The 12957-nt window shown below is 42.1% G+C and carries 9 protein-coding genes and 2 tRNA genes; 1 reads left to right on the top strand and 10 read right to left on the bottom strand.

Features of this window, described 5'->3' with window-relative positions; genetic code table 11:
* Positions 1-105 precede the first annotated feature (105 nt).
* The 9 genes from ACESK1_RS09680 to ACESK1_RS09640 all read right to left on the bottom strand — a co-directional run bounded on the left by ACESK1_RS09680 (position 106) and on the right by ACESK1_RS09640 (position 11356).
* Positions 106-194, bottom strand: a tRNA-Leu gene (locus ACESK1_RS09680).
* A gap of 14 nt (positions 195-208) precedes the next feature.
* Positions 209-281, bottom strand: a tRNA-Gly gene (locus ACESK1_RS09675).
* Between the two features lie 156 nt (positions 282-437).
* Positions 438-3026, bottom strand: a complete 2589-nt coding sequence (mutS, locus tag ACESK1_RS09670; RefSeq protein WP_372919980.1) for a DNA mismatch repair protein MutS — start codon at positions 3024-3026, stop codon at positions 438-440.
* Positions 3027-3283: 257 nt separating this feature from the next.
* Positions 3284-4426: a hypothetical protein gene (locus tag ACESK1_RS09665; RefSeq protein ID WP_372919979.1), complete on the bottom strand. Its 1143-nt coding sequence runs from the start codon at positions 4424-4426 to the stop codon at positions 3284-3286.
* 133 nt (positions 4427-4559) lie between these two features.
* On the bottom strand, positions 4560-6344 hold the full coding sequence (locus ACESK1_RS09660; RefSeq protein WP_372919978.1) for an ABC transporter ATP-binding protein: 1785 nt from the start codon (positions 6342-6344) through the stop codon (positions 4560-4562).
* A 167-nt stretch (positions 6345-6511) separates the two neighbouring features.
* Complete coding sequence (locus tag ACESK1_RS09655; RefSeq protein WP_372919977.1) at positions 6512-6658, bottom strand: hypothetical protein; 147 nt, start codon at positions 6656-6658, stop codon at positions 6512-6514.
* Positions 6659-6744: 86 nt separating this feature from the next.
* On the bottom strand, positions 6745-7080 hold the full coding sequence (locus tag ACESK1_RS09650; RefSeq protein ID WP_372919976.1) for a DUF4377 domain-containing protein: 336 nt from the start codon (positions 7078-7080) through the stop codon (positions 6745-6747).
* A 418-nt stretch (positions 7081-7498) separates the two neighbouring features.
* Entirely contained in the window at positions 7499-8050 is a 552-nt protein-coding gene (locus tag ACESK1_RS09645; protein ID WP_372919975.1) for a DinB family protein, read from the bottom strand.
* Between the two features lie 42 nt (positions 8051-8092).
* On the bottom strand, positions 8093-11356 hold the full coding sequence (locus tag ACESK1_RS09640) for a PDZ domain-containing protein (protein ID WP_372919974.1): 3264 nt from the start codon (positions 11354-11356) through the stop codon (positions 8093-8095).
* A gap of 183 nt (positions 11357-11539) precedes the next feature.
* Between ACESK1_RS09640 and ACESK1_RS09635 the strand changes: the two genes are divergently transcribed.
* Positions 11540-12082 carry an RNA methyltransferase gene (locus ACESK1_RS09635; protein ID WP_372919973.1) on the top strand — a complete coding sequence of 181 codons (543 nt, stop codon included), beginning with the start codon at positions 11540-11542 and terminating at the stop codon, positions 12080-12082.
* A 9-nt stretch (positions 12083-12091) separates the two neighbouring features.
* Here ACESK1_RS09635 and ACESK1_RS09630 read toward each other — a convergent pair.
* Positions 12092-12957, bottom strand: an 866-nt coding sequence (locus ACESK1_RS09630) for a deoxynucleoside kinase (RefSeq protein ID WP_372919972.1), incomplete at its 5' end; no start/stop codon positions are given.

Genomic DNA, 12957 nt, shown 5'->3' with positions numbered 1-12957 from the left:
ATTGAAATTAACAGAATGCAATTGGATAACATTATAAAAATATTTGGCATATGTTTGGCAACCAAAATAAAAAAGCCTTGAAAATCAGTCGATTAACAAGGCTTTTGGTACTCGGGACGGGACTTGAACCCGTACGAACGTTGCTGTTCATTGGATTTTAAGTCCAACGTGTCTACCAATTCCACCACCCGAGCGTAAATAATTTCAGAGCGAAAAACGGGATTCGAACCCGCGACCTCCACCTTGGCAAGGTGGCGCTCTACCAACTGAGCTATTTTCGCGTTTTAAAAGAACTGCCACGAATCCAATCGTGGTCGCAACTGCTATTGCGGATGCAAATTTAATATAAATCTTATAATGTCAAAGTCTTTTCAACAAAAAAGAATCTAGTTTTTGAGAGCGGAAAACTAAGCGCTTAAGCTTCAATACTTCCGGGCCTAAGTTCTGGCTTTTTTCGTCTTAACCGCCAGCATTCGCTTGATCTCATTAAGCTTCATCAGGGCTTCCACGGGAGTAAGGGTATCAATATCTATTTGCAATAATTCCTCCTTGAGTTCTTCCAGCAGGGGATCGTCCAGGTTAAAGAAACTCAGCTGCAGTTCATCTTCAGCCGATTTCTTCAGGATCTCGCCTGAATCTTCCATAGAATGGGATTTTTCGAGCTTTGCCAGGATCTTATTGGCGCGATGCAGTACCTGCTGAGGCATCCCGGCCATCCTGGCCACGTGTATCCCAAAACTGTGCTCACTGCCTCCCGGCACCAGTTTCCGAAGGAAAAGCACATTATCCTTCAGTTCTTTTACCGAAACATTAAAGTTTTTGATACGATCAAAGGTGTCGCACATCTCATTGAGCTCGTGGTAATGCGTCGCAAAAAGCGTCTTTGGCCTGGCAGGATGTTCATGCAGGTATTCACTGATTGCCCAGGCAATCGAAATCCCGTCGTAAGTACTTGTACCCCTACCAATTTCATCGAGCAGCACCAGGCTTCGGTCTGAAATATTATTAAGAATACTCGCCGTTTCGTTCATCTCTACCATAAAGGTCGACTCGCCCATAGAGATATTATCGCTGGCTCCCACCCGGGTAAAAATCTTGTCTACCAGTCCGATCTCAGCCGATTTGGCCGGTACAAAACTACCCATCTGGGCCATGAGCACGATCAGCGCGGTTTGCCTCAAAATAGCCGACTTACCACTCATATTGGGGCCGGTGATCATGATCACCTGCTGGTTTTCCCGGTCCAGATGCAGGTTGTTGGTCACATAGTTCTCACCAATTGGGAGTTGCTTTTCGATAACGGGGTGCCTCCCCTCGCTAATCTCCAGCTCATAGCCTTCCATTATTTCCGGCTTGCAGTAATTTTCAGTCCTGGCCTGAACCGCAAAGGAACCCAGGCAATCCAGGCGAGCGATAAGTTGCGCGTTTTGTTGCACAGGCTGGATATAATCACCCATCCACAGCACCAACTGGCCGAACAACTGTTGTTCCAGGTGCAGGATCTTTTCTTCAGCTCCAAGAATTTTGCCTTCATATTCCTTAAGCTCTTCGGTGATGTAACGCTCGGCATTTACAAGGGTTTGTTTGCGAATCCATTCCTCGGGCACCTTATCTTTATGCGTATTCCGCACTTCGATATAGTAGCCGTAAACGTTGTTATTTCCAATCTTCAGAGAGGAAATTCCCGTTGCCCGGGTTTCGCGTTGAAGCATATTATCGAGGTAATCCTTACCGGAAAAAGCGATCTTTCGCAGCTCATCCAGTTCTTCGGAAAAGCCTTCTTTAATGCAATTCCCTTTCTGGATATTTACGGGAGCCTCCTCATTAAGGCTCTGCCCAATTTTCTCCCGAAGCAAATTACAGTCGTTTAACTGGTCTCCGATTATCTTTATCGCTTCATTCTCCGATTCCAATGCGAGGGCCTTAATAGGCACAACGGCGTCCAGGGAGTGTTTGAGCTGATTTACTTCCCGCGGGCTGACTTTGGTAGTCGCTACTTTAGAGATAAGCCGCTCCAGGTCACTGATCTGTTTTATATGCTGCTGAATTTCTTCCAGTACTTCCGGATTTTCCAGCAGGAATTCCACCACCTGATGTCTTTGTCTTATTTTCTCTGAATTCTTCAGCGGAAGGGCCAGCCAGCGCTTGAGCAACCTTCCTCCCATAGGAGAAATAGTCTTATCGATGACATCCAGCAGGGTCACTGCATTTGCAGCGGTTGAATGATAAAGCTCGAGGTTTCTTATGGTAAAACGGTCCATCCAGACATATTCCTCTTCAGCAATGCGATTAACCGCATTTATATGCTGAAGCTTATCGTGACGGGTCTCCGCCAGGTAGTGCAAAACTGCACCCGAAGCTATCACTCCTTCTTCCAGATGCTCCACTCCAAAGCCTTTCAGGGATTTAGTTTGAAAATGTTCATTCAGGGTTTCATAAGCGAAATCTGATTTAAAAACCCAGTCCTCGAGATAAAAACAGTGAAAATCCTCCCCAAAGGAATTCGCAAAATCCTTCTTGAATTTCTTCTGGATAAGAACCTCACTCGGACTGAAATTCTGAAGCAATTTGTCTATATATTCAGTATTTCCCTGGGCGGTCAGGAATTCGCCGGTGGAAACATCGAGGAAGGAAACCCCCAGGGTCTTTTTTCCGAAGTGAACCGCACAAAGAAAATTATTGGATTTGCTTTGCAGTACCTCATCACTCATTGCCACTCCGGGAGTAACGAGTTCTGTTACGCCACGCTTGACGATGGTTTTGGTCATTTTCGGGTCTTCCAGCTGATCGCATATTGCGACCCGCTCCCCTGCCTTCACCAGTTTTGGAAGATAGGTGTTCAGGGAATGATGCGGAAATCCTGCCAGCTCGGTACGCTCGCTGCCATTATTCCGGTTGGTACAAACAATATTGAGAATACGAGCGGTTTTAACCGCATCTTCGCCGAAGGTCTCATAAAAATCGCCCACCCTGAAGAGCAGCAAAGCATCAGGGTACTTCGCCTTAATAGCGTTGTACTGCTTCATTAAAGGGGTTACTTTAGGAGATTTCTTTACTGACACTGCTTTGAGTTTTAGGTAGCTGCTAAAGTACTTATTCCTGTTTTTTATCAAAAATTTAAGTTAGGCCTTTTGCTTCAACTTATTGACAGCTTTTTAGGAATTACCGGAATTTCCGCGGTCCCTGGGTATCCCGGATTGAAAAAAAATTTTACTAAGTCCTGTTGATTTCAGAAAAAATCTCAGAATTAAAAACCGATACAGAAAACTAAACCACAGGCTTCTTAAAAAGAATATCCCAGATTAAAAAAGAATGCTTCCATAGGTGGAGTCACTCCATTAAAAAATACACCATCGATGGTGGGGGTAATTTCGGTGAGCAAATAGCCATCACCAAGTTTTATTTTTAATCCAGCCCCAATATTTGCAGTAGGACCAAAACCAAACACCTTATCATTTCCGGTGTTTTCATAATTCTCGATCACATAATCGGTCATTAATAATAAGCCAGCTCCCAGCCCGGCATAAGCGTAAGGTCTAATCACCCCTTTAGCGCTTTGGTATTTCACCCCTATTGGAATAAGGCTTAAAGTCTGCCAGCGATAATTGGCGGTACCATTTTTAAAATCGGGAAGTTCTCTATCTTCATTGCCCCAATGCCTGTAAGAGATTCCCCTTAGGTAACTCCAGTTTCTTGATCTTTCAATTCGTTGTTTATCTCTTAAAATTGAAACCCGGAATTGTGTTGCGCCTGCAGCATTTTCCAAGGGCATTCCAACCAATATCTCATAGCGATTGACCTGTTTTTCCTCATATTCTGAAACTGGATGATTTTCAGAAAACTGCCTGTTATAATCCAGAAGGTCTTCGTATATCCTTTTTTCGCTAAATCGAATATCCTTTCGGTCCTGAACCTGTTGTTCTGTCTTAATACTATTTAACAAACCAAGGTATTTCCTGTCTTTTCCGCTAAATTTCTTACCATCTTCAGCAGTGAGTTTTCTTTTGGAGGGATTTACCAAATGAACCGTTTTATCGATCTCATTATTGGTGATGAACATATCGGGTTTTGATTGGCCTTTTTTCCTCCAAACATAGAGGTCTGTTTTTCCCTTCAAGAGTCTTTTGGTAAAAACAAAACCTGGGGAGTCTTTCAGGTTGCTTCTTTGTCTTTTGAAGTTTCTTCCGTAATCAAAACCGAAGGCCTTTAGTTCTTTTGGGGTATATTCTTTGGAGCCAGAATCCTGTAAACTGGTTTTAAAAGTAAGGCTTTTAGCAAGGCGGGCATCAGTGTCTTCCTTGATGAATCCACGAAGGGTATCCGACTCCAGATCAACTAAGTAGCCCGATTTAAATTCTTCCTGAGCCTTGAGAGTATAATTACAAAAAACGAAAAATGAAAGAGCAAACCAGAGATATTTTTTCACTTTAAATACTAAATTATGTTAAAAACTGAATAAAATTAGATTCCAAAGATGTAAATAATTCCCCTAAAAATCAGCTTAAAAACATAATTAATCTTATTCAAAAAGGGTTAAGCTTGAATTGATGGACATAATTTTACTGATAACCTGCTGCTTGCAAGCGGAAAAGTTCGGCGTAAAGCTTGTCATTTTGCATCAGCTCTTCGTGGGTGCCTATTTCCAGAACCGTACCTTCCTTTAACACCATAATCCTGTCAGCGATACGCACTGTGCTGAAGCGATGTGAGATAATCACTGCAGTTTTTCCTTCGGTAAGTTGAATAAATCGCTGAAAGGCTTCAGTTTCCGCGCGGGCATCCAGGGCCGAGGTGGGTTCATCGAGAATAAGCACTTCAGCATCTTTCATATAGGCTCGGGCAATAGCGATCTTTTGCCACTGGCCACCCGAAAGGTCTTTCCCTTGTTTAAATCGTCTTCCAAGTTGCTGGTCATAACCTTTAGGCAATGCATTCACCACCTCTTTTGCAAGACTTTTCTCAGCAGCTTGTTCTATGCGATCTAAGTTCTGAATTTCCGCAATTTCTCCCATGGCAATGTTCTCTTTAAGGGTAAGTTCGAATTTCACAAAATCCTGAAAAATAACTCCGAAATACTGCTGATATTCTGTCTTATTGTAAGCCTTTACAGGTTTCCCGTCCAGCAGGATCTCTCCTTCTGTAGGTTCATAAAAACGCAGCAATAATTTTATAAGTGTGGTTTTCCCTGCACCATTCTCCCCCACAAAAGCAAGTTTTTCACCGGCTTTAAGTTCGAAATTAATGTGCCTCACCACCCATGCCTCAGATTTCGGATACTTGAACCCAACATCTTTAAATTCGAAACCTTTACTGATCTTCTTTGGGAGAGGAAGTTTGTCTTCGGAATCATCTTCAGGATAACGCAAATCCAGAAATTCAAAATAATCCTGAAGGTAGAGTGCACTCTCCGTTATTGCCGTGAACCGGGTAAAGAACCCCTGGAGTTTGGTTCGTAAACGGTTAAAAGAGCCCGAAAGAAAAGTGAGGTCTCCCAGAGAAAATACTCCGGCTACGGTTCGCATTACTATCAGCACATATGCCGCATAGTAGGCTCCGGTTCCAATTATATTAAAGAATGAGCCCCAGGCAGCCCGTTGCTTAGCCAGCTTTTTACTTTGTTCGTAATATTTATCTGAAAGTCTTTTAAAACGTTGAGCCAGATAATTTGAGAGTCCGAATAATTTCACCTCCTTAGCAGTAACATCGCTCGCACCGGCATACCGAAGATAGTCCAGTTCACGGCGTTCCTGTGTCCAGCTGCGGGCCAGGGAATAACTTGTGCCGCTAAATTTAATTTCATTGATCACGGTGGGAATCACGGAAACCACCAGCAGAATAATCAGCCAGGGTTCAAAGACCACCACCCCTGCCAGCAGGGAAAAAATCACCACCAGGTCTTCGGCTTGAGTGAGGATATTGGACATAAGCCCAACTCTACCCGTGGTTTGCTGTCGTGCCCTTTCCAGCTTGTCGTAAAAATCAGAATCCTCTAACTGGTCGAGATTTAGTTCTGAAGTTTTTTTAATGATCTTAACCGAGGTATTGATGGAATACTGGTCTCCCAGCAGAGCATCGCTCAGATTAATTCCGCGACTTAATAGATCTGATAAGATTGCCAGTCCAAATTCAAGGCCTACCAGAATCCAGAGTCTTTCCAGATCTTTTGGATCGGCAGCGATCTGTAGTACCACCTCATCAATAATCAGTTTTCCTATCCACAGCATCAATACCGGGATAACGGCATTGAACAGGCGAGCTGTGATATTGGCATAAAAAAGCCCGGGATTAACCTTCCGTATTTCATTAAAAAAACGGGGAATAAACTTCAGCGAGGCAAAGCTCATTTTAAAGCTTATTTTATTGGGTTCCAGGGATTGTTTCGGTCTTGGCAACGGAAATTTTAGAGGAAAGATAGCATTCTAAAAACTATGCAAGTTTAATTTTTTGCTAAAACAGGTTGATAATTTTAAACAGAATCTCAGAAAATGCGATGAGGCTATCAAATTCAGGTTTAATCACATCTGGTTTCGCATTCAGTATTCATTCCGGCTTCATAGCCTTTTTTAATCTCGTCCCGGTTTATAAAAGCGAAGATTACAAATAGCACAACAATACCTCCCAGGAACGATAAAACCTTACGATCTCTTTGTTTACTCATTAGAAAAGTGAATCAAAATTAGTTAACAGTCCTCTAAAATATAAACTTCCTCTTAATAAAACATTAAAAAATGAGCAGAAATAAAGTTACACCTTCTCCTTGGAAACTATCTTTATCAGCCTGTAAGAAATTGAAGAACCATCCATAGGTAGATTCTTAACTTTCTTTTTTTGCACTTTTAGATGATAAATATATCCCGGTTCATAATCAAAACCCGAAATACTATCTTCATAATAAAACAGGTTCCAGTCTTCTGTCCCTATCTCGTCCCCTTCCTGCACTAAAAGGCAGTTTCCTTCCATCTCACCCACGCATTCCACGGTGTAACTGTTTACCATCATATCTTCTACCTGAACGGTGTCTCCGATTAAACTAAAGCTAAAAAGTAAAAACACAATCCCCATAAATCCACTCTGTATCATCTCAATTTGTTTTTTGCGAAAGGTAATATATTTTGCAGCTCAATGAAGGAGGGATTTTCCCAAATTTGCTATAAATAACTGATTTTCAGCAACACTTTCTTTATCTCCATAATTTTCCATTCCTATCTTCAACTGCATTACCATCCTCATTTTGCCTCATTACATCCCTAACCGATTTCTTTAAATCCCCACTATTAAGCACTTTCCCGACTTCAATAACTTTAGTGACTCATCCACCCGCTGTATTTCAGATCTCACACCAACAATATTCACATTTGATATTAGCAGATCATATGAATCTTTGTAGACATCATCAAAAAATTAAAACAGTAAATAGGTAAAAAGAGGAATGGTACTTCATATTTTAAGATCGAAATTATTTAAAAAAAGCTACTCTGGTTTAGGCAGCCGGTTGATTTTATTTATTGGTTGCAAGGGCTTTTTGAGCTTGAACCAGATGCCTCTGGTTATGATAGATCACAACCCTAAAGGTATCTCCCAGCCTTAATTTTAAAAGCTTGCTTATACTAATAGCTGTTTTTGTTCGGGTGAGACTTACCTGGGAAGATCTGCATAGAAGATCCAGCAACTGCTCCTGCTGCCTGATGAATTTTTCAATTGTAGTTTTATCAAGATCACTTCCAAAAGGATCTTTCTCTTTAAAAGTTTTCATCTTTTTAAGCTTTCCCCCCGGAAGCATCATTTTAGCAAAATAATTTCCCAGGAGTCCGCTTTTAAAATCTTCTTCCGTGGAATGCCTGGAAGATTCTAAAGCCCTTTCTATCTCCGGCAGATAAAAATCCCCATAAAGGTTGAGATGTGCCAGGCACTCTAGGGCGCTCCAGCTTTCGCTTGCCGGTCTGTGATTGAGTTCCACAGCAGTTCTTTGTAAAAACTCCCGGCTGCTATTAAGGTTTGTCCTCGTCATTTCTGAAAGATCCTTTAGCAGCAAATCTGTTTTCATTTTCATATTGTAAGATTTTCAGTTCAGCTAAAGAAAAGGCACATTATTTTAATTATTTCCCTTCTTTGGGTATTGCGGCGAAGGTACTTCTGCCGGCGGATTTTCATCGAGTTGTTTCAGGACGATCTCTATGGCTTTTTCCAATTGAGGATCCCTCCCATCAATCACCTCTTCCGGCCATTGTTCTACCTCCACATCCGGAGCCACTCCTTCGTTCTCCACACGAAAACCTTCTTCAGTATAAAAAGCAACATTGGGTGCGGTAACAGAACCGCCGTCTATAAATTCCGGGTAACCCAGCACTCCCACAAGACCACCCCAGGTAGTTTTCCCCACGATGGTACCCAGGTCGAATTTTCTGAACATCCACGGCAGGTAATCCCCGCCGGAACCTGCAGTTTCATCTGTTATCATCACCTTAGGCCCCTGTATGGAAGCACTAGGTGATTTAAGGTCCTTTCCATAGCGGAACCTCCAGTGCGCCTGCTCCGGCTTTTTAAGAATATCTATAACATAATCTGCCAGCTGGCCTCCACCATTAAAACGCTCATCTACAATGATAGCCTGCTTATTTGCCTGGGGAAAGAAATAGCGCTTAAAATATTCATGTCCCGCAGTGGTGGTATTTGGCACATATACATAGGCTACCCTACCGTTGGTGGCTTCATGTACTTTTTTAATATTCCCTTCTACCCAATCGCGGTTTCGCAAAGCCCCTTCATTTTCCACAGGGGTTACTTTTACTTTTCTGGAGTTCCTCATGTTTGGATCTGGTCCCACTGTAAGCATGACTATTTTATCGGCAGTATTTTCAAAAAATTTATAAATATTATCACCGGCCTTTAACTCTTCCCCATTCACCTCCAGAATATAATCGCCCTTTTTTACATCAACTCCCGGCTCGGTAAGAGGGGACCTTAGATTAGGATTCCAGTTAAGTCCTCCATAGATCTTTTCAAACCGGTATCTATCATTTTCAATACTATAATCTGCACCAAGAAGCCCGCCTTTAACAGATTCCTGGGTATGAAGTCTATCTCCCCTGCTGGAAAATCGATGATGTCCCACTCCAAGTTCACTGAACATCCATTCCATTACCCTGTAAAGATCGCTGCGGGAAGTAACATCACCAATAAAGGGCTCATATTTCTCCTTCATCGCATCCCAATCTACCCCGTGCATTTCCGGATCATAAAAATAGTCCCTGTTAACCCTCCAGGCCTCATTAAAGATATTGGGCCACTCTGCTACAGGATCTATTTTCACCTGGATATCCCCGGTATTTAGGAGGCGTTTTTCCTCGATTTTATCAATTTCAGCTATTCCCCATTTATCTTCTGCCTTATAAAGTATCATCTTAGCATTTGCTGAAATCTCATAGGAAGTTACAGGCATAATTTCCTTATTCTCCCTTTTCTTAAGATCATACATATTTAGAGTTCCCTTATTTTGCTCGTGAGGGGGATAGGATAAATAATATAGATTTCCTTCCTTTGGTGAATTGAGGTAAGCATAATTACCTGCCGGAACCGGAACATCTACAATCCTGTTCTCTATCCCATCAAAATCGATTTTAAGGTCAGGGGCTTTGATCTCTTTGTCTTCTTCTTCAGCCTTCTTCTGTTTCTCCTCTTCCTTCTCTGCCTGCTCTATCTTTTCAACATCATTCTCTCTTGCAAAGGGAGATTCTACATCTTTTTGTAAAGTAACCAGGTAAATAGTACTGGTCATTTCCATATCCAGGTTAGATTGATCAAACCAGTTCACAACAGGGCCAGCATCTGTTGAAGCAAGCATGTACAGGTATTTTCCGCTAGGATCAAACACTGGGCTGGAAACGCTGGAAAAGCCATCTGAAATAGGATAGGATTTGTCTTCAGAAAGCGAATATACATACGCCTGTTCAAAGCTCGTTCCCGTTACTGCGGTATAACTTATCCAATTTGAATCGTGAGACCAGCTGCCAAATAGATCCCGAAAAACCCCGGGCATGTAGCGTTCGTCTTCAGACACTTTTGTTACCCGGCCGGAGTCTGTATTGAGCACATAAAGGTTACGGCCATTGTCTACAAAACTAATTTTTTTACTGTCTGGTGACCAGCGAGGATAGGCATAAAACCCGGTACCATCAAGTTCGAATTTCTGTGGCTCCTTTTGTTCACTTTGATCGTGGACGTGAAGGGCATATTCTCCACTTTCATCACTAAAATAAGCGATGAATTTCCCATTTGGAGACCAAACAGGATATTTTTCATGTACCCCCGGAGTGGATGTTATATTCACAACATCACCCTTCTCGCCGGGTACAGTAACCACCTCACCTCTAAAATCCATCACCACTCTGGCACCTGTGGGAGAAATTGAAGCACTGCGTATATACTCATCACCTTTTACAAAACGTGGTCGCAATTCAAGCAGATCTGTCGCGATGCCTATTTGAAGTTTTGTGGTGCTGTTATTTGCCGGATTGAAAGTATGCAGATAGCCGGCCTGTTCGAAAATGATCTCATTGTCCCCGGCAGAAAGATCCAGTACCGGGAAATCTTCATAATTGGTATGTTGGGTTATCTCTTTGGAATTCAAATCATAACTAAACAAATTGAATTCTCCATTTCTATCACTTCTAAAATAGATTTTATCTCCCAGCCATTGAGGCCTCGTATCGTTACTCCCGCTTTCAGGCTTTGGGATTTCAATTACGGAATGATCATTAGTATCATAGATCCAGATACGGGAAGCCGTACCCCCACGATAGTATTTCCACTGGTTGAAAACTTCATAAAGCGGTGTATAAGCAATGTACCTCCCATCTTCGGAATAATCTGCCCAAAAAGCATTTGGGATCTCCAGTTCTTTAACCTGCCCGCCACTCACAGAGACTTCAAATAGTTTAGTAAACCTATTGGTAAAAACGCTGCGCTGTGAAGCGAAAAGAACGGCATCACCATCTGGGGTAAAGGCACGAACCAAATCATTCCCGGGGTGCCAGGTTAGACGTTCGGGAATACCTCCTGCAGATGAAACTACATAGACATCTGTATTTCCATCATACTCTGCATTAAAAGCTATTGAGCTTCCATCTGGTGAAAAAACAGGATTGGATTCGATCCCGTCGTCTACCGTAAGACGTTTGGGAGAAGAACCATCTTTATTTGCAACCCAGAGATCTTCAGCATATATAAAAGCGATTTGAGTATCACTCATAGCCGGCTTTGATAGCAGACGTGTATCTTTCTTATTGATATTTTGAGCTGTGAGGCTAAATGACAGGAAGAACAAAATGGACAGAAGGGAAAATGAGGAAGTCTTCATAGAAAAAATATATTTTATACTTCTAAATATAAAACTAAAATTCCAAAATCCTACGGCCATTGATCAAGGATATTTCAAGATTTTTCTCGCTGCTGGCCAAGGTTTTAAGGTTATCCCTAACCTATACCTATCTTTTCATACTTAAGTTGTATAATCCCTCCCATTCTTACTAATTTTGCGCCTATGCATAACCGAAAATTAAAGAACAGCGAACTCGACCGTAAGACGGTAGAAGAATTCAAAGAAGCCAGTAAGACTCCCATTATTGTGATCCTGGATAACATCCGGAGTTTAAACAATATTGGCTCGGTTTTCAGAACTTCAGATGCTTTTTTGATTGAAAAGATCTATCTCTGCGGAATCACTGCGCAACCTCCCCATAAAGACATTCAGAAAACGGCCCTGGGCGCTACCGATACCGTTAGCTGGGAATATGCTGAAGATGTCCTGGAAATTGTAACCAAACTCCAGCAGGACGGCGTAAAGGTTTATGCCATAGAACAAGCGGAAGGCGCAATTATGCTGGATAAATTTAAGCCTGAACCAGACCAAAAATTAGCTGTGGTTTTCGGAAATGAGGTTAAGGGAGTTCAGCAAAAAGTGGTTTCAGCAAGCGATGGGATAATCGAAATTCCACAGCTGGGCAGCAAGCATTCTTTAAATATAGCCGTTAGTGCAGGCGTGGTGCTTTGGGACCTGTTCTCAAAACTTAAAGCGGTAAAATAAAGACCTCTTCTAAATTTTTACTTCAATTTCACTTAGCAGATCAAGATAATCTTTACGGTTATTCACGAAATCTTTCTCAGAGATATCGATGATCTGAACCCTGAGTTTGGTTTGTGACTTAATAAAACTCAAATAGGATTTATTGATCTCCACCAGGTAATCGGGCTGGATGTTTTGTTCATAATCCCTGCCGCGGGTCTTGATATTTTCCAACAGACGATCGGTATTCTGATAGAGATAGATGTAAAGATCGGGTTTTACCAGCTCTTTATACATTAGGTTAAACAGCTTATGGTATAGCGAATATTCATCTTCATGCAGGGTGATCTTGGCAAAGATCAGGGATTTAAACACATCATAATCAGAGATCACAAAATCCTTGAACAGGTCGTACTGGGCAAGATCATCGGCCAGCTGCTGGTAGCGATCGGCCAGGAAGGACATTTCCAACGGAAAAGCATATCGCTCCTTGTTCTCGTAGAATTTCGGAAGAAATGGATTATCCTTAAATCGTTCCAGGATAAGTTTGGCGTTGAAATCCTGAGAAACCATAGTGGAAAAACTGGTCTTCCCTGCTCCAATATTCCCTTCAACAGCGATATAATTACAGCCTGTAAATCCGAATTTCCTGTTCGGAATCTTCAGCTTCTCGTCAGTCGGCGTTACTTCATCAGCATCTCCAAGCTGGTTCAGCATTTTTTCGATAGAAATATTCAGCACGGGATGGATCTCCTTTGCAGCGATATCTGCCAGCGGCTGCAAAACGAAACGCCGCTTTTGCATATGAGGATGCGGCAGGATAAGATCTTCAGAATTGATGATCTCCTCTTCCATCATCAGGATATCCAGGTCTAAACTACGGCTATGGAAGTCTT

It is taken from the genome of Salegentibacter sp. (assembly GCF_041642575.1).
Classification (GTDB): Bacteria; Bacteroidota; Bacteroidia; order Flavobacteriales; family Flavobacteriaceae; genus Salegentibacter.
Note: the sequence above shows the minus strand (reverse complement) of the source record. Positions and strands in the feature narration are given on the sequence as shown.